The 17,250-nt window shown below is 37.6% G+C and carries 13 protein-coding genes; 9 read left to right on the plus strand and 4 right to left on the minus strand.

The window, feature by feature from the left end; genetic code table 11:
• Positions 1–147 precede the first annotated feature (147 nt).
• Together AC1DDK_RS24210 and murB are read right to left on the minus strand one after the other, a co-directional pair.
• Positions 148–678 carry an RNA polymerase sigma factor gene (locus tag AC1DDK_RS24210; protein WP_048906458.1) on the minus strand — a complete coding sequence of 177 codons (531 nt, stop codon included), beginning with the start codon at positions 676–678 and terminating at the stop codon, positions 148–150.
• A 168-nt stretch (positions 679–846) separates the two neighbouring features.
• A complete protein-coding gene (gene murB, locus AC1DDK_RS24215) occupies positions 847–1,863 on the minus strand; it encodes a UDP-N-acetylmuramate dehydrogenase (RefSeq protein ID WP_172660478.1) in 1,017 nt (338 codons plus the stop codon).
• Positions 1,864–2,047: 184 nt separating this feature from the next.
• Between murB and AC1DDK_RS24220 the strand changes: the two genes are divergently transcribed.
• From AC1DDK_RS24220 to AC1DDK_RS24245, 6 genes are all read left to right on the plus strand, one after another.
• Positions 2,048–2,653: a TetR/AcrR family transcriptional regulator gene (locus AC1DDK_RS24220; protein ID WP_477634123.1), complete on the plus strand. Its 606-nt coding sequence runs from the start codon at positions 2,048–2,050 to the stop codon at positions 2,651–2,653.
• A gap of 195 nt (positions 2,654–2,848) precedes the next feature.
• Positions 2,849–3,454, plus strand: coding sequence for a TetR/AcrR family transcriptional regulator (locus tag AC1DDK_RS24225; protein ID WP_172660476.1), 606 nt, complete (start codon positions 2,849–2,851; stop codon positions 3,452–3,454).
• 21 nt (positions 3,455–3,475) lie between these two features.
• Positions 3,476–4,819: a TolC family protein gene (locus AC1DDK_RS24230; protein ID WP_172660475.1), complete on the plus strand. Its 1,344-nt coding sequence runs from the start codon at positions 3,476–3,478 to the stop codon at positions 4,817–4,819.
• A 2-nt stretch (positions 4,820–4,821) separates the two neighbouring features.
• On the plus strand, positions 4,822–5,889 hold the full coding sequence (locus AC1DDK_RS24235) for an efflux RND transporter periplasmic adaptor subunit (protein ID WP_172660474.1): 1,068 nt from the start codon (positions 4,822–4,824) through the stop codon (positions 5,887–5,889).
• A gap of 60 nt (positions 5,890–5,949) precedes the next feature.
• Positions 5,950–9,138, plus strand: coding sequence for an efflux RND transporter permease subunit (locus AC1DDK_RS24240; RefSeq protein ID WP_172660473.1), 3,189 nt, complete (start codon positions 5,950–5,952; stop codon positions 9,136–9,138).
• Positions 9,139–9,253: 115 nt separating this feature from the next.
• Complete coding sequence (locus AC1DDK_RS24245) at positions 9,254–10,063, plus strand: hypothetical protein (protein ID WP_337718248.1); 810 nt, start codon at positions 9,254–9,256, stop codon at positions 10,061–10,063.
• A gap of 35 nt (positions 10,064–10,098) precedes the next feature.
• Here the strand turns inward: AC1DDK_RS24245 and lpdA are convergent, their stop codons facing one another.
• Entirely contained in the window at positions 10,099–11,505 is a 1,407-nt protein-coding gene (gene lpdA / locus AC1DDK_RS24250; RefSeq protein ID WP_172660471.1) for a dihydrolipoyl dehydrogenase, read from the minus strand.
• Positions 11,506–11,619: 114 nt separating this feature from the next.
• Here lpdA and AC1DDK_RS24255 point away from each other — a divergent pair, with 114 nt between their 5' ends.
• The 3 genes from AC1DDK_RS24255 (at position 11,620) to AC1DDK_RS24265 (ending at position 15,947) form a co-directional block, all read left to right on the plus strand.
• Entirely contained in the window at positions 11,620–13,497 is a 1,878-nt protein-coding gene (locus AC1DDK_RS24255; RefSeq protein WP_172660470.1) for a CocE/NonD family hydrolase, read from the plus strand.
• 4 nt (positions 13,498–13,501) lie between these two features.
• Positions 13,502–15,157 carry a M1 family metallopeptidase gene (locus AC1DDK_RS24260; protein WP_172660469.1) on the plus strand — a complete coding sequence of 552 codons (1,656 nt, stop codon included), beginning with the start codon at positions 13,502–13,504 and terminating at the stop codon, positions 15,155–15,157.
• Between the two features lie 64 nt (positions 15,158–15,221).
• Complete coding sequence (locus tag AC1DDK_RS24265) at positions 15,222–15,947, plus strand: head GIN domain-containing protein (protein WP_288883716.1); 726 nt, start codon at positions 15,222–15,224, stop codon at positions 15,945–15,947.
• A gap of 68 nt (positions 15,948–16,015) precedes the next feature.
• On the opposite strand, the gene odhB is transcribed toward AC1DDK_RS24265, so the two are convergent.
• Positions 16,016–17,245 carry a 2-oxoglutarate dehydrogenase complex dihydrolipoyllysine-residue succinyltransferase gene (odhB, locus tag AC1DDK_RS24270; protein ID WP_288883718.1) on the minus strand — a complete coding sequence of 410 codons (1,230 nt, stop codon included), beginning with the start codon at positions 17,243–17,245 and terminating at the stop codon, positions 16,016–16,018.
• Positions 17,246–17,250: the final 5 nt, after the last annotated feature.

Consider the following 17,250-nt stretch of genomic DNA (forward strand, 5'->3'; position numbering starts at 1 on the left):
CGCAATGGAGGTGAGAGACTTAGCTATAGCCTTGATTGTGGTGCAGTGTGGCGGTGACCCTGGTCTGTTTTTCAAAACATAAAAAATGGCCGGAATTTCTTCCGACCATTCGTGCATAAATGCGCCCCTTTTTTATGGATTAAATTTTTAAACAATCTCTGCTCCAAGTACGTCCTTAGAATAGGTTTTTAAATATTTCTTTAAAATCTGACGGGCAACGTGTATTCTTGTTTTTACTGTACCAATTGGAATATTCAGCATTTCAGCAATTTCATGGTATTTATACCCCTCAAAATACTTAACAAATGGAATATGATACTCCGGTTGCAAAGTAGCCAAAGCTTTATTAATGTCGCCTATTACAAACTTACTGTCGCTGGTATTTCTAGAAGCGCTGTAATGAAGATTTGCCGAAGAAATATCATCCGATTTCGTAATTAATGCGTTTGTTTTTACCAAACGGCGATAATTATTAATAAAGGTGTTTTTCATAATGGTAAACAACCATCCTTTAAGATTTGTTCCTTCTTTAAACTTACTATAGTAAGTTACAGCCTTCAACATAGTATCCTGCACCAAGTCGTTTGCATCTTCAATATCTTTTGTAAAATTTAAAGCGAATGACTGTAAAGAGACCGAGTGGTCATTTAATTTGAGGTTGAATTCATTTTTTGTCATAATGTTTTAAGTTTTGGGTTAAAAAAGCAAACAAACAGAGTTTTATGAGTGGCGCTCACCAGTTTGTTTAATCTTACTCTCCAAAACATATACAACATATGTACCAAAAAATAGATATCCATGTTATGAAATTAATTTTCGATGCCTACAGTATCGAATGGAACGTTGTCACAGAATATTTACTTCTCTTTCTAATTGAACGCCAAACTTGGCATTCACATCATTTATAATTTGTTCTGAAAAACTATACACTTCCGTCCCGGTAGCAGCGCCATGATTAACCAAAACCAATGCCTGATTCTTCCATGTTCCTGTTTGTCCTACAACAATCCCCTTAAATCCACATTGTTCTATTAACCAGCCTGCTGCAAGTTTTATTTTACCATCTGGAGCCGGATAATGAACCACATTCGGATGTTCAGATTTAACTTTTTCAAATTCAACCCAGGTAATAACCGGGTTTTTAAAGAAGCTTCCGGCATTACCAATTGTAGAAGGATCAGGCAGCTTGGCAACCCTTATTTCAGAAACAACATTTGAAATATCTGCAATTGTGGGAACAGCAATGCCTTTACGATTTAACTCTTCCTGTATAGCTCCATATTGGGTATTAATCTTTGCAGATTTAGTTAATCTAAAACTAACAGATGTAATTATATACTGACCTTTCAGTTCATTTTTAAAAACACTATCTCTATATCCAAAATGACAATCTTCAAAATTGAAGATCCTCTTTTCAGAGGTAGTTATTTCATAAGCCACACAAGATTTAAAAACATCTTTTAACTCTACTCCGTAAGCACCTATGTTTTGTATCGGCGATGCTCCCACAGTTCCCGGAATAAGGCTAAGGTTTTCTATACCAGCAAAACCATTTAAAACACAGTACTTTACAAGATCATTCCAAACTACTCCTGCCCCAGCTGTCACAATAATATCATCCCCCTCTTCAACACTTGAAATCCCCGGTATACTAATTTTAACCACCAGGCCATTAAAATCTTTTGTAAACAATACATTGCTCCCCCCACCTAAAACCAATAAATTCTGCTGCTTAATAAGCTCCGATTTCAATACATCCTTAAGGTCTTGTTCAGAAAGGATTTCGGCAAAATAGTTTGCATCTACAGATATACTAAATGTATTGTAAGGTTTTAATGATTTATTCTTTTGCACGTCCAACATACAGGTTTCAACAGATTAAGTAAACACTACAAATGTAATTGATAAGCCCTGTAATAAACATGTTAAAATCAATATTTAAAAATTTTGACTATTTTTCATGAAATTTTACCGCAACAGGCACATTATACGATTATAGGGCGTTGAGGTAAGTTCAAGAACAGTAAGGGAGAACACTAATATTTGTATGGAAAATCAGGATAAGAAAAGAATTTTAATTATTGAAGCTGCGTTAAAAAGGTTTGCTCATTATGGATTATCAAAAACCACAATGACAGAAATTGCCAAAGACATTTCTTTTTCAAAAGCTCTTCTTTATTATTATTTTCCTGATAAGTTAAGCTTGTACGTAAGCTCTATCGAACACCTTATGCAAATCATGAGCAGAGACCTTGTTAAGTCTATTKATAAAACCACAACTGCTACCGAGGGTGTCCTTAAATTACTTCAAAAACGTCAGGGTTACATTCAGAAATACTATAATTTATTTGAGTCGAACCAGGTAATCAGCACAGAACTACCAGAAGGTCTTTATGAAAAATTCCAAAGGGCCCGAACCTTCGAGGCAATTATCATCGGCTCTCTTTTTAGCAGAGGAATAGCGAGCGGTGAATTAGCGATGGAAGATCCTAAATTAGCTACTGATATATTTATCGATGCACTGTCGGGAATCCACTTTAATATTCTGAGCAGAGATAAAATTATGTTCCCCGGAAAAGAACAGTTCAAGCAAATTTTTGCAAAAGAGAAAATGCTTGCAGAGATTTTCCTGGCTGGTTTAAAGGCCAAATAACCTGATAACCTCCATCTTCACATCACAATTCTTACATCTGTAAAAGACTGTCAACCACAGCTTTCTTTATAGACCATCCTCTTTTTGTCATCATTTTGTCAGTTTAATGAGATTTTAACGCTAAAATTCTTCAAGTAAAATAATGGCAGTATTTTTGACTGTTGAATTAAAAAAGTCAAAAAGTAGAAAAGTAAAATGGTAGAAATTGATAAAAAAAGGGATGCTATAATTGAGGGGGCTATTAAACGTTTTATTCACTATGGTATTAACAAAACCACGATGAATGAGATCGCTGAGGATCTATCAGTATCAAAACCTTCATTATACTATTATTTCCCAGATAAAAACAGTTTGGTATTTGGTGTTATTGATAAGATATTCTCTGATTATTTTGAAATTATCGAAAAAGACAAATCAACCGAGATGTCTATTGAAGAACGCTTAACTGGCTTTATTGAAGTTAAACACCGCTTCTTTCAGAAGTACTATATGCTTCACTTATCTGGAGGCAGCCCGGATTCATCCTTAAATTCTGATGAATTAAGAGAACATTTCATGAAAATGAAATTGAAAAATGAACATTTCCATGCCGATATCTTCAGAGCAGCAATGGACAGAGGGGAACTTGCCAAAGACGATGCTGACAAAATTGCAGAATTGTATCTTGAGAGTTTAGCAGGAATAACCTCTCTATGTATTTTACATGGCAACAAGGAGCTGTTCCCAAGTAAAAAAGAAATGAAGGCAATGCTTGAAAAACAAATAAACCTCTCGAATATCTTCCTTAAAGGATTAAAATAAACAGACGACTAATTATATTATATGAACACTATTATTAAACAGATAAAAACAATCCCACTATTATTACTGGGTTTGGTATTATCAAATACGGTTAGTGCACAACAAACGCTTAGCTTAAAAGATGCGTTAAATTACGCCATCCAGAATAGCGCAAATGTGCGAAAAGCAAAACTTGATATTGATGGGGGAAAATATAAAACCCAGGAAGTTAGGGCTCAGGCTTTACCACAAATTACAGGTAATACAGGCTTAACTTACAATCCTATAATCGGCCAGCAGGTGGTTGATTTTGGAGGACAATTACAGACGCTTAAATTCGGTCAAAAATGGAATTCATCTGCGGGAGTCCAACTTTCACAACAACTATTCAATCAACAGGTTTTTACAGGCTTACAGGCTGCAAGATCCAGTGAGGAGTATTATAATCTTACTGCCCAGCTTACAGAAGAGCAGTTAATAGAATTAGTTGCAGGCAATTATTATCAGGTGTTGGTAAACAGACAGCAAATGAATGTAATCGACACCAACATTAAGAATGTAAAAGTTATTGAAAATATCATTTCCAATCAGCACAAAAATGGTTTGGCTAAAAAAATTGACGTTGATCGTATCAAGGTTAACCTTACCAATTTGGAAACACAGCGTTCGCAAACTTTAAATGCTATTACACAATTGGAAAACCAGTTGAAATTTTCAATGGGAATGCCAGTAAGCACCAGCATTACATTGCCTAAAACAGAACTTACTGAAGTAACCCAATTACCTGAACTTGCAGATTCTATTTCTTTAGACAACAGAACAGAAATTAAACTTTTGGATATTCAGGACAAACTTTTATCGCTGCAGCGTAAGGCTTACGTAGCAGAGTATTATCCTAACTTATCTTTAAGTGGAAACTACACTTACTCCAGTCAAAATCAAGGTTTCGACTTCTTAAAGACAAGCAGTAAGGCTATTGGTTATGGTTCCTCAGCTGTGGGTCTAACCTTAAAAATACCAATTTTCAACGGATTCCTGACTCGTTCAAAGGTACGCCAGGCCGACGTAGATATTAAGAAAGCAAAAGAGGACAGAAGAGAGTCAACAAACTCATTAAACTTGGCTTATGAGAATGCTAAAATTCAGTTGCGCAATAACTTAAACACAATTAATGCACAAAAGAAAAATGCAGAACTGGCAGATGAGATTTACAGAAGTACGCAAAACAATTACAACAATGGTTTGGCGAACCTAACTGATCTACTGGACACAGAAAATTCACTTACTGAAGCTCAAAACAGCTACATCCAGGCGCTATTGAATTACAAAATAGCCGAAATACAATTAATCAAATCGAACGGAAATATTAAATCGCTAGCAAAATAGAAATGAAAAGAGTAATTATTATAATTGTTATAATCGTTGTCGCCCTTGGCGCAATAGCTTATGTTTTAAGCAACAATAAGAAGAAAAACGAAGCAAAAACAGCCTTTATTGCAGAAGGCGGTGGTGCTGTTGCTGTTCGAATTGCAAATGTAGATAAGAAAGTAGTTGATCTGGATTTTGCTGCCAATGGAAACTTTGTGCCTAAACAAGAATTAAACTTCCTTTCAGAAAATGCTGGCAGGGTAAGCAAAATTTATGTTGATGAAGGTGATCGCGTAACCAAAGGACAAATTCTAGCTCGTGTTGACGCTGAAATTATCAATACCGACAAAGAAACTGCAGAAGCAAACTATCAAAATGCATTGAGAGATGAGGCCAGATACAAGAGTTCTTACGAAACTGGTGGTGTAACACAACAGCAGTTAGATCAGGCTAAATTAACAACTCAAAACGCAAAATTACGCCTGCAAGCTTCACAGCGCAAAGTAAGCGATGCAAATCTTAAATCGCCTATCAATGGTATAATTAATAAAAGATACATTGAAGTTGGAGCGTTTGTAAACACACAAGGAACTCAGTTATTTGAAATTGTAGATGTTTCTAAATTAAAGTTAAGAGTAAACGTTAACGAATCACAAGTTGCTAATCTAAAAATCGGTGATAAAATTGACATCAAATCTTCTGTTTTCCCAACAGAAAAATTCAATGGCAAGGTTACATTCATTGCAGCAAAAGCTGATGCGACTTTAAACTTCCCGATTGAAATTGAAGTAGACAACAATACCAAAAACAGCCTAAAAGCAGGTATGTATGGAACAGCGGTATTTAACTTCCCTAAGCAAGCGCCAAGCATTTTAATCCCGCGTACTTCTTTTGTGGGTAGTGTAAGTAGCAACCAGGTATTTATGTTAGATAAATCAAATAACACTTCTAAAATTCGTAAAGTAGTTGCTGGCCGTATTTTAGGTGATTTTGTTGAAATCCTTGACGGACTAAACGAAGGAGAAACTGTAATTACAAGCGGACAGATTAACTTGGCTGAAGGTACTCCTGTCAGCATAGTAAAATAGGTCAATCCCGGCAGTTAATGATCGCGATATGCCAGTCGCAATACGCAATAAAAAAAGAAAATGAAGATAACAGACATATCGATAAAAAGGCCCTCCCTGGTAATTGTAGTATTTACTGCACTTACTCTATTAGGGCTATTAAGTTACTTTTCGTTGGGCTATGAGTTATTACCAAAATTCTCAAACAACGTAGTATCTATTTCAACCATTTATCCTGGAGCTTCACCCGCTGAGGTAGAAAATACCGTAACTAAGAAAATTGAGGATGCGGTATCATCAATGGAAAATATCAAAAAAATAAACTCGGTATCATTTGAGAGTTTATCAACAGTTACGATTACTTTAACTGATGCAGCCAACATTGATATTTCATTAAATGATGCTCAACGTAAGGTAAATGCCATCCTTTCAGATTTACCTGAGGATGTGAAAACACCCTCATTAAGTAAATTCTCATTAGATGATTTACCGGTTATCACCATGTCGGCCTCTGCAGATATGGATGATATTAGCTTTTATGATTTAATTGACCAAAGGATTGCTCCGGTTATTTCCAGAGTAAGCGGGATTGCTCAGGTTAACCTAATTGGTGGATCTGAAAGAGAAATCCAGGTTTCTTTAGATGCAGATAAATTACAGGGCTATAATCTTTCTGTGCCTCAGGTACAACAAATGATTTTAAGCTCAAACTTAGACTTCCCTACCGGAAGTGTTAAAACAGAGAATCAGGATGTTTTGATCCGTTTATCTGGAAAATACAGAAACCTTGAGGAGTTAAGAAACCTTGTTTTAACAACATCAAAAGCTGGCGCTCAAATTCGTTTGGGTGACGTTGCCGATGTACAAGATTCTCAAAAAGAAACCGAAAAGCTTGCTCGTATTGATAGAAAAGGTGCTATTGCCATCCAAATTATTAAACAGAGTGATGCAAATGCGGTAGAAGTAAGTAAAGGTGTACATAAAATTATAGAGAAATTAAAAGTAGAATACGCCGCTAATAAACTCAACATTAAAATTGTTAACGACAGCTCCATCTTCACTTTAGAATCTGCAGATGCCGTTATTCACGATTTAATTCTGGCAGTTGTACTGGTAGCATTTGTAATGCTATTCTTCCTGCATAGTTTACGTAATGCATTAATTGTAATGGTATCCATTCCGGCATCATTAATTGCAACATTTATTGGTATAAGTTTATTTGGCTTTACCTTGAACCTGATGTCATTATTAGGTTTGTCGCTCGTGGTAGGTATCCTTGTGGATGACGCGATTGTGGTTCTGGAAAACATCCAGCGACACATGGAGATGGGTAAAAATAAAGTAAGAGCAGCTTCTGATGCGACAAGAGAAATTGGTTTTACAGTTGTATCCATTACCCTGGTAATTGTGGTTGTGTTTTTCCCTATCGCCATTAGTACAGGTCTTGTGTCGAACATTCTACGTCAGTTCTGTGTGGTTGTAATTATTGCAACATTACTTTCGTTGGTTGCTTCATTTACCATTGTACCTCTCCTTTTCTCTAGATACGGTAAATTAGAACATATTGAAGGCAAAAACATATTTGGCCGTTTTATCCTTTGGTTTGAAAAACAATTAAAAAAATTCACATTATGGGTTACAAACATCTTGACCTGGTCGTTAAATCATAAAAGACGCACCATCGCAGCCGTTGTGGTACTGTTTGTAGGGGCAATGTGGTTAGCTGGAGCTGGTTTTATTGGTTCTGAGTTTTTCCCTAAATCTGATAAAGGTGAGTTTTTAATTCAAATTGAATTGCCAAAAGATGCACCTCTGGAACAAACTAACTTTTACACACAAAAAGCGGAAGCATTTTTGGACAAACAGCCGGAAATTACTCAGCTAATTACTACTGTTGGTCAAGCCAGTGGAGATTTCGGTGGAACTCAGGCAACAGCCTATAAATCGGAGATCAATGTAAAGCTGGTTGAGCGTAATGAGCGCGAGGGTGTCTCGTCAGACATTTTCGCAACCAAAATGAGCCGTGCACTTGCTAAAGAATTGGTAGGTGCTAAGGTTAAAACTGTACCAATTAGTATTTTGGGTATTGCAGAAAATGCTCCGATACAATTAGTAGTAATGGGTTCTGACCTGGATAGTGCATTAAAATATGCAGAAGGTGCCCAAAAAGTACTTGCAACGATCCCAGGTGCAACGGAGATCAAATTATCTGTAGAAAAAGGAACTCCCGAAATTAACGTTCAGGTTGATCGTGATAAAATGTCGGCTTTGGGCTTAACATTGCAAACGGTAGGTTCTACCATGCAAACTGCCTTTGCTGGCAACACAGATGGTAAATACAGAAAAGGTGAATACGAATATGACATTAATATCCAATACCAGGATTTCAACAGAAAAAATGTTGACGATGTACGTAACCTTATCTTTGTAAACGCTAATGGCGAGCAAATTAAACTCTCGCAGTTTGCATCAATTACCGAAGGTTCCGGACCAAGTCAGTTAGAGCGTTTAAATAAATCGACCTCAGTATCTGTTAAAGCACAATCTATTGGTAGACCTACAGGAACTGTTGTTGCTGAATTTCAGACAAAACTGGAACAAATGCAAAAAAATGGAAAGTTAAAAGCCCCTATAGGTGTAAGTTATGCATGGGCAGGAGACCAGGAGAATCAGTCCGAAGGCTTTGGTACCCTGGGTATTGCCTTACTCGCTTCTGTTATTCTAGTTTATTTAATTATGGTGGCGCTATATGATAGTTTTGTTTATCCTTTAGTGGTAATGTTCTCTCTCCCACTTGCGTTAATCGGTGCCTTTCTGGCGCTTGCTTTAACAAATAACTCTATCGGTATTTTCACCATTTTAGGTTTAATTATGCTAATGGGTTTGGTGGCGAAGAATGCGATTATACTAGTCGATTTTACCAATCACATGAAAGCAGAGGGAAAGTCTACAATAGAAGCATTAATTTTAGCTAACCATGCACGTTTGCGTCCAATTTTAATGACAACCATAGCCATGATCTTTGGTATGCTTCCAATTGCCCTTGCAAGTGGTGCCGGTGCGGAATGGAAAAATGGACTGGCCTGGGTTATTGTAGGTGGTTTAACCAGTTCGTTATTTTTAACATTAATTGTTGTACCGGTTGTTTACCTGATTTTTGATATGATGTTAGATAAATTAGGCTTTAACAAAAAAGGCAAAACAATAGACGAATTATTGGAAGAGCCATACGAACATAAAGATGTTCTGGAATATGACCTTGCAGAGTAGTATTTCAAATAGATAATAATAAAAAGAGGAACCCTGAAAAGTTCCTCTTTTTGTTTTAATAATTAAAAACAATTATAATTGTTTTGTTGTATTTACAGGGAATATGTTGAAACACATGATATTACTGCTGCTGTTATGCGGCTTTTCATTCGGGATAAAAGCACAGCATCCTCCTGTTTTTGAGGGAATGTTGACTGATACAAGTACTATTGCATTAAATGATTTAAACATCAATCTTGTAAAATATAGTTATGGGAAACCAAAGATCAGTTTCCTTGCTATACATGATGATGAAGATACTGGAGTAAAAGCAGCTTTTGAATACATACAATTTAATGGGGGCAACATCATTGATTGCCAGTATGGCGGTGTAAGGAATTTTAAATTCGCAAAGGATGGCTTTAATTTCCAAACAGATCCTAACAGCATTTATACGCAGGAAGGCATTATTATGGGCCTTGAAAAGTACGGAAATGTAGATAATGATGAAGTTCTAATGCAACTAGAACGAACCGGCAAGCTGATTCTCGACTTTTACAATCCTAAAAAACTTGGGTACATTTTCACCTTACATAATAATGGAGATGGTGCGTTTGGTATTTCGTCGTATCTAGAGGGCTATGAGCTAGAAAGCGCTGCAGATTCTGTGTACATCAATTTCGAAATGGATAATGATGATCTGATTCTAGTAACCGACTTAAAATTATTTAATCGCTTAAAGCAAGAAAAGGTAAATGTAATACTCCAATCTCCAGAAGCACCTGATGATGGTTCTTTATCCGTTTATGCTATGAGTAAAAATATTCCTTACATAAATGTAGAAGTACAGCACGGCCATCAGGAAGAAAATTTAAGACTTATTGAAATAGCCATAAAGGTCTTATACGAAACCTATCCAGCTTTAAAAGCAAAGGCCTTAGAATAATCTAAGGCCTTTGCTTTTATAATATGTCATTGCAATTAAATATGTATTGCTCTGTTTTCTGTAGCTGCCATAGCCGCTTCTTTAAGGGCTTCGGTGTATGTTGGGTGTGCGTGACAAATTCTTGCAATATCCTCAGCAGAAGCACGGAATTCCATCGCAACCACCGCTTCAGCAATCATATCAGCAGCACGAGGGCCAATCATATGAACCCCAAGAATCTCGTCGGTTTTAGCATCCGCTAATACTTTCACAAAACCATCAGTATCCATACTTGCTTTAGCTCTTCCACTTGCTTTAAAAGGGAATGAACCTGCTTTATATTGAACACCTTTTTCTTTTAATTGCTCTTCAGTATAACCTACAGATGCAACCTCAGGCCATGTATAAACAACACCAGGGATAAGGTTATAGTTGATATGTGGTTTTTGTCCGGCTAATCTCTCTGCTACATAAACGCCTTCATCTTCTGCTTTATGCGCAAGCATAGCGCCTTTAATTACATCGCCGATGGCATATACTCCAGGTACCGAAGTTTCAAGATGCTCGTTAACTGGAATTTTATTTCCTCTCTCTTCAGTAGTGATGCCAATGTTTTCTAAACCTAAGCCAGCAGTATAAGCGGTACGTCCTACAGCAACAATGCAGTAATCAGCCTCAAGTTTCACTTGTTCGCCTTTAGCATTATCAGCCGTTACAGTAACTTTTTTGCCCTTTGTAGTTGCACCGGTAACTTTATGGCCCATGTAAAACTCCATCCCTAAAGATTTCTTTAACACCCGTTGTAGTTCTTTGCCCAAACCAGCATCCATAGTACCAATAATAGATGGCATAAACTCAACAACTGATACTTTAGTACCCAAACGAGCATATACAGAACCTAACTCCAAACCAATTACCCCACCACCAATAACAATCATTTGTTTAGGCACTTCAGTAATGGTCAAAGCTTCAGTTGAAGTAATGATGCGTTTTTTATCTACAGGTAAAAATGGAAGAGCTGTTGGTTTAGATCCCGATGCGATAATTACATTTTTAGCAGTTATCGTCTCAGATTTACCATCAGCATTGGTAATTTTTATGGTATTCTTATCAACAAATGAACCTACACCTTCAAATGTGTCAATTTTATTTTTCTTGAAAAGATATTGAATCCCTGCAGTATTTTGAGCAACCACATCATTCTTGCGCGCAATCATCTGAGGCATGTCAACCTTTAAATCTTTAAGATCAATACCATGGGTTTTAAAAGTATGAGCAGCATTATGATAATGCTCTGAAGAATCCAACAATGCTTTAGATGGAATGCAACCAACATTTAAGCAGGTTCCACCAAAAGTTTTATATTTTTCTATAACTGCCGTTTTTAGGCCTAATTGGGCACATCTTATTGCTCCAACATAACCGCCCGGGCCCGAGCCAATTACAACTACATCGTATTGCATATTAAAGGTTTTTTTTATTAAACAAAGTTAGTAAACCTGAGGCAAAATCTGACACTTATTAGCCTAAAACATTTCCATTTACTATATTTACTATTTATAACTTATTAACCCATAATGGCCCGTATTAAATTCCTTTGGCTTGTTGCTATCCACATTTTTACATTTTCAGCTGTTTTTGCACAGCAATCCGATTCGGCATATGTAAAAGAAAATTACACTAAGATTGAACGTAGTATTACCATGAGAGATGGTGTCAAATTATTTACTTCAATCTATATCCCAAAAGATAAGACAAAAAAGTACCCTTTTCTAATTAATAGAACCCCATACACTGTTGCACCTTACGGAGCAGACAAATACAAAACCAGTTTGGGCAACTTCCCTGCAATGATGAGAGAAGGATTCATATTCGTTTATCAGGATGTGAGAGGCAAGTGGATGAGTGAGGGTACGTTCGATGATATAAGACCACAGGTAGCCAACAAAAAAACTAAAAAAGACATTGATGAGAGCACTGATACCTACGATACCATTGATTGGCTTATAAAAAATATAGAAAACAATAATGGCACAGCTGGTATCTACGGCATTTCTTATCCAGGATTTTACTCTACCACATCTTTACCGGGAGCACATCCTGCTTTAAAGGCTGTTTCTCCACAGGCCCCTGTTACCGATTGGTTCCGTGGCGACGATTTTCACCACAATGGAAGTCTGTTTTTAATGGACGCGTTCAGTTTTATGAGCACATTCGGTGTTCCAAGACCGCAGCCCATCACTCCAGACAAAGGACCTAAAGGTTTCGAATTTCCAATACAAGACAACTATCGTTTTTACCTGGAAGCCGGATCAGTTAAAAACTTAAAAGATAAATACTTTGCCGATAGCATTAAATTCTGGAATGACTTATTTGCCCATCCTAATCTGGATACCTTTTGGCAGGCAAGAAACATCCAGCCGCATTTAGTTAATGTAAAACCTGCCGTTATGGTTGTTGGTGGTTTCTTTGATGCAGAAGATGCCTATGGTACCTTTGCAACCTATAAAAGCATCGAGAAACAAAACCCAAAAGCAAATAACATTCTGGTTATGGGGCCATGGTTCCATGGTGGCTGGGTACGCAGTACCGGAAGCAGCTTTGGTGATATTGAATTCGGACAGCCAACCAGCACATACTATCAGGAAAACTTTGAGCTGCCTTTCTTTAAGCACTACCTTAAAGGTCAGGGTGATTTTAATGCCGCAGAAGCAAACATCTTTGTAACTGGCAGCAACGAATGGAAAAAGTTTAGTACATGGCCGCCTAAAGATACCGAAACTAAAACGCTGTATTTGCAACCCAATGGGAAACTAAGCTTTGAAAAAGTTAAGAGAACAGATAGCTGGGACGAATACGTAACTGACCCTAATAATCCAGTTCCTTATCAGGATGGAGTTCAAGCTAAAAGAACGCGCGAATATATGATTGATGACCAACGCTTCGCTGCCCGCAGACCTGATGTTAAGGTATACCAAACTGATACGTTAACTGAGGATATCACACTAACCGGACCAGTATTGGCCAATCTGGTTGTGTCTACAACCGGCTCAGATGCAGATTATGTGGTAAAACTAATTGATGTTTATCCTGAAAACACTCCAAATCCCACAACAAACCCAAAAAACCTGATTATGGGTGGTTATCAAATGCTGGTACGCGGAGAGATTATGCGTGGGAAATATCGTAATAGCTTTGAGAAACCTGAGGCCATCAATCCAGGCGAAATCACCAAGGTTAATTATGCCCTGCCTGATGTTGCCCACACTTTCAAAAAAGGTCACAGGATTATGATACAGATACAAAATTCATGGTTCCCATTAGCAGATAGAAACCCTCAAAAATTCATGGATATTTACCAGGCTGAGCCAAGTGATTTCCAAAAGGCAACACACCGCATTTTTCACGATGTACACAATTCTTCCTCACTAACCGTAACCGTTCTAAAACAATAATTTAATGAAGAAGCTATTATTCAGTGCGATTGCGTTACTGTGTACAATAAATTTTGCAAAGGCACAATTACTTACCGGAGCCGAAAAATCTTTCAGGGCTGATAGCCTCAGAGGTGCGCTTACCCCGTTAAGAACCTGCTACGACATCAATTACTACCACCTTGATGTTAAAATTAACATCGATAACAAATTCATCAGCGGCAGCAATGAATTTAAATTTACGGCTACTCAAAACTTCAGCAAACTGCAATTTGACCTGTTCGATAACCTTAAGGTTGATAAAATTGTATTTAAAGGTACCGAGCTTCCTTACAAGAGAGAATTCAATGCAGTATTTGTAACTTTCCCTACTGAGATTAAAAAAGGTGCTAAGGAAAGCTTTACTGTATATTATTCAGGCAATCCTGTTATTGCAAAGAACCCACCCTGGGATGGAGGCTTTATCTTTACCAAAGATAAGTCTGGAAATCCATGGGTTTCTGTAGCCTGTCAGGGCTTTGGCGCCAGCTGCTGGTGGCCCAACAAAGACCATCAAAGCGATGAGGTGGATAGCATGCTTATTAGTATAACTGTACCGAAAGACCTTCAGGATATTTCAAACGGTCGCTTAAGAAGCACTGTTCAAAAACCAGATGGCTACACGCAATACAACTGGTTTGTAGCCAACCCAATAAACAACTACAACGTAACCTTTTACATTGGCAAATACGCGCATTGGTCTGATCAGTATCAGGGCGAAAAAGGCAAATTATCTCTTGATTACTGGGCACTTAAAGAGGACAGTTTAAAAGCCCATCCCCATTGGGATACGGATGTGAAACCCATGCTAAAATCTTTTGAGCATTGGTTTGGCCCCTACCCTTTTTATGAAGACGGCTATAAGCTTGTTCAGGCACCACATCTTGGCATGGAGCATCAGAGTGCCGTTGCATATGGTAATCAGTTTAAAATGGGCTACCTTGGAAAAGACTTGTCCGCCTCAGGCTGGGGTTTAAAGTTCGACTTCATTATTGTTCACGAAAGCGGGCATGAATGGTTTGGGAACAATATCACCTCAAAAGATATAGCCGACATGTGGATCCATGAAGCCTTCACAAACTACTCTGAAACCCTGTTCACAGAATCAGAACATGGAAAACAAGCTGCATCAGATTATGTTGTGGGGATAAGACATAACATCCAGAACGATATTCCAATTATTGGACAATATGATGTCAATAAAGAAGGATCTGGTGATATGTATTACAAAGGTGCAAACATGATCCACATTATCCGTCAGCTGATCAATAATGATGAGAAATTCAGAAGCATATTAAGGGGATTAAATAAAACATTCTATCATAAAACTGTTACCACTCAAGAAGTTGAGAATTATATAGCAAAGAAAAGTGGTTTAAAACTGGATAAGGTATTTGACCAATACCTTCGTTATGCGAATATTCCAACTTTAGAGTATAAAATTGTAGGCTCAAAACTATCATACAGATGGCTTGCCGATGTAAAGAATTTTGATATGCCGGTTAAGGTAAGCCTAAAAGAAGACACCTTTTCCCTCCTCCACCCAACTACTCAATGGAAAACAGCTGAATTGGGCAAAGGCGTAACGGCAAATACTTTCAAAGCAGACCGGAACTTTTATATTAAACTTAAAAAATCATAGATTTTTTTTTAAGATGGTGCAACTAATTGAAGTTCTGTGCGTCATATAGAAAAACCTAAACAAAATGAAAAAAATAAGTTCAATATTAATCCTTGCATTCCTGGCATTGGGAACAGCAAGCCAAGCTTCCAATCTAAGCAGCAAATCCACATATTACTCAAATCAACAGAGACAAGTAAGCAATTTTACAGGTATCGAGATTGGTGGTTCTATTAATGCAAAAGTTAAGCTCGGCAATACAGAAAGTCTTAGATTAGAAGGAGATCAAGAGGCCATAGATAACCTTATTACCGAGGTAAAAAATGGCGTGCTCACCATTAAACCAAAAACAAAATGGAACGATTGGTTTAAAAAATTCAAAAACGCAAAAATCACAGCCTATATTACCGCAAAAAAGATCACGTCATTAGGATTGGGCGGCTCCGGAAGTATAGATGTTGAAGGAATGATCAATTCTTCTTCATTGAGTGTTGCCGTAAGCGGTTCTGGCAATATCAAAGCATCAGCAAGTGTAAATAATTTCGAAGGCGCAATCAGCGGTTCTGGTGGGTTGTCAATTAGTGGAAAAGCCAAGAGTTCAGAAGTTGCCATTAGTGGATCAGGTACATTCTCTGGAAAGGATTTCTCAGTAGAAACCATTTCAGCACATGTAAGCGGCTCTGGAAATATTTATATTAATGCACAAAAAAGCATTGATGCAGCGATAAGCGGGTCAGGAAATATAAGCTACTCAGGCAATCCTACAGTTCAAAAAACTGTATCAGGATCTGGTGGCGTAAGAAAAATATAAACACACACAAATAAATAAAAAACCCCAATGCTTAAAAACATTGGGGTTTTTCTATATAGTTTAAGCTATTAAACGCCTAACAATAATCTGGCTGGGTCTTCTAACAATTGTTTAACCCTTACAAGGAAGCCTACCGACTCTCTTCCATCAATAATTCTGTGGTCGTAAGATAAAGCCACATACATCATCGGACGAATTACAACCTCTCCTTTTTCAGCAATCGGGCGCTCAATGATATTGTGCATACCTAAAATTGCAGACTGAGGAGCATTAATAATTGGAGTAGACATCATAGATCCAAACACACCACCGTTAGTTATAGTGAATGTACCACCAGTCATTTCCTCAATAGTCAATTTGCTATCGCGTGCTTTAGTAGCAAGCTCAATAACAGTTTTCTCGATCTGAGCAAGGCTCATGCTTTCTGCATTTCTAATGATCGGAACAACCAATCCTTTAGGAGCAGATACAGCGATAGAGATATCAGCAAAATCATTATAAACTATTTCCTCACCATCAATTTTAGCATTTACGGCAGGGAAATCTTTTAATGCCTCACAAACAGCTTTAGTAAAGAAACTCATAAAGCCTAAGCCTACACCAAATTTCTCTTTAAACTGATCTTTATACTTGCCTCTCAAATCCATTATCGGCTTCATATTAACTTCGTTAAACGTAGTTAACATTGCAGTCTCGTTTTTAACCGTTACCAATCTCTTAGCAACCGTTTTACGCAATGGCGACATTTTCTCTCTGCGCTCATTTCTAGAACCTGCAACAGCAGTAACCGCAGGAGTAGCTTTAGCAGCAGGAGCCGCAGCTTTTGGTTGAGATTTCTCTGCAGCAACAGCATCTTCCTTAGTAATTCTTCCATCAACACCTGTTCCTTTTACAGAAGCAGGATCAACGCCTTTTTCAGCAAGGATTTTTCCGGCAGCAGGAGAAGGAGTTCCTGTAGCATAATTCTCACCACTTTTTTCGGCAACCGGGGCAGCAGCCTTATCTGCAGCTGCAGCAGGTTTTTCTTCCTTAGCAGGTTCTTCTTTAGCTTTAGGTGCAGCGCCACCATCTTCAATTTTGCAAACTACAGCACCAATGGCAAGTGTATCGCCTTCGGTAGCTACTGTTTTTAAAGTTCCGGCTTGTTCTGCAGTTAATTCAAACGTTGCCTTATCAGATTCCAATTCAGCAATTACTTCGTCCATCTCAACTACATCCCCATCGTTTTTTACCCAACGTGATAAAACAACTTCGGTTATCGACTCGCCTACTGGCGGAACTTTTATTTCTATACTCATAACTG

The organism is Pedobacter sp. 05T44 (assembly GCF_056395985.1).

What these genes read in the sequence shown, in the direction of transcription:
- AC1DDK_RS24210 (WP_048906458.1), bottom strand. Translation starts at nt 678, where the DNA reads ATGACAAAAAATGAATTCAACCTCAAATTAAATGACCACTCGGTCTCT.
- murB (WP_172660478.1), bottom strand. Translation starts at nt 1,863, where the DNA reads ATGTTGGACGTGCAAAAGAATAAATCATTAAAACCTTACAATACATTT.
- AC1DDK_RS24225 (WP_172660476.1), top strand. Translation starts at nt 2,849, where the DNA reads ATGGTAGAAATTGATAAAAAAAGGGATGCTATAATTGAGGGGGCTATT.
- AC1DDK_RS24230 (WP_172660475.1), top strand. Translation starts at nt 3,476, where the DNA reads ATGAACACTATTATTAAACAGATAAAAACAATCCCACTATTATTACTG.
- AC1DDK_RS24235 (WP_172660474.1), top strand. Translation starts at nt 4,822, where the DNA reads ATGAAAAGAGTAATTATTATAATTGTTATAATCGTTGTCGCCCTTGGC.
- AC1DDK_RS24240 (WP_172660473.1), top strand. Translation starts at nt 5,950, where the DNA reads ATGAAGATAACAGACATATCGATAAAAAGGCCCTCCCTGGTAATTGTA.
- AC1DDK_RS24245 (WP_337718248.1), top strand. Translation starts at nt 9,254, where the DNA reads ATGATATTACTGCTGCTGTTATGCGGCTTTTCATTCGGGATAAAAGCA.
- lpdA (WP_172660471.1), bottom strand. Translation starts at nt 11,505, where the DNA reads ATGCAATACGATGTAGTTGTAATTGGCTCGGGCCCGGGCGGTTATGTT.
- AC1DDK_RS24255 (WP_172660470.1), top strand. Translation starts at nt 11,620, where the DNA reads ATGGCCCGTATTAAATTCCTTTGGCTTGTTGCTATCCACATTTTTACA.
- AC1DDK_RS24260 (WP_172660469.1), top strand. Translation starts at nt 13,502, where the DNA reads ATGAAGAAGCTATTATTCAGTGCGATTGCGTTACTGTGTACAATAAAT.
- AC1DDK_RS24265 (WP_288883716.1), top strand. Translation starts at nt 15,222, where the DNA reads ATGAAAAAAATAAGTTCAATATTAATCCTTGCATTCCTGGCATTGGGA.
- odhB (WP_288883718.1), bottom strand. Translation starts at nt 17,245, where the DNA reads ATGAGTATAGAAATAAAAGTTCCGCCAGTAGGCGAGTCGATAACCGAA.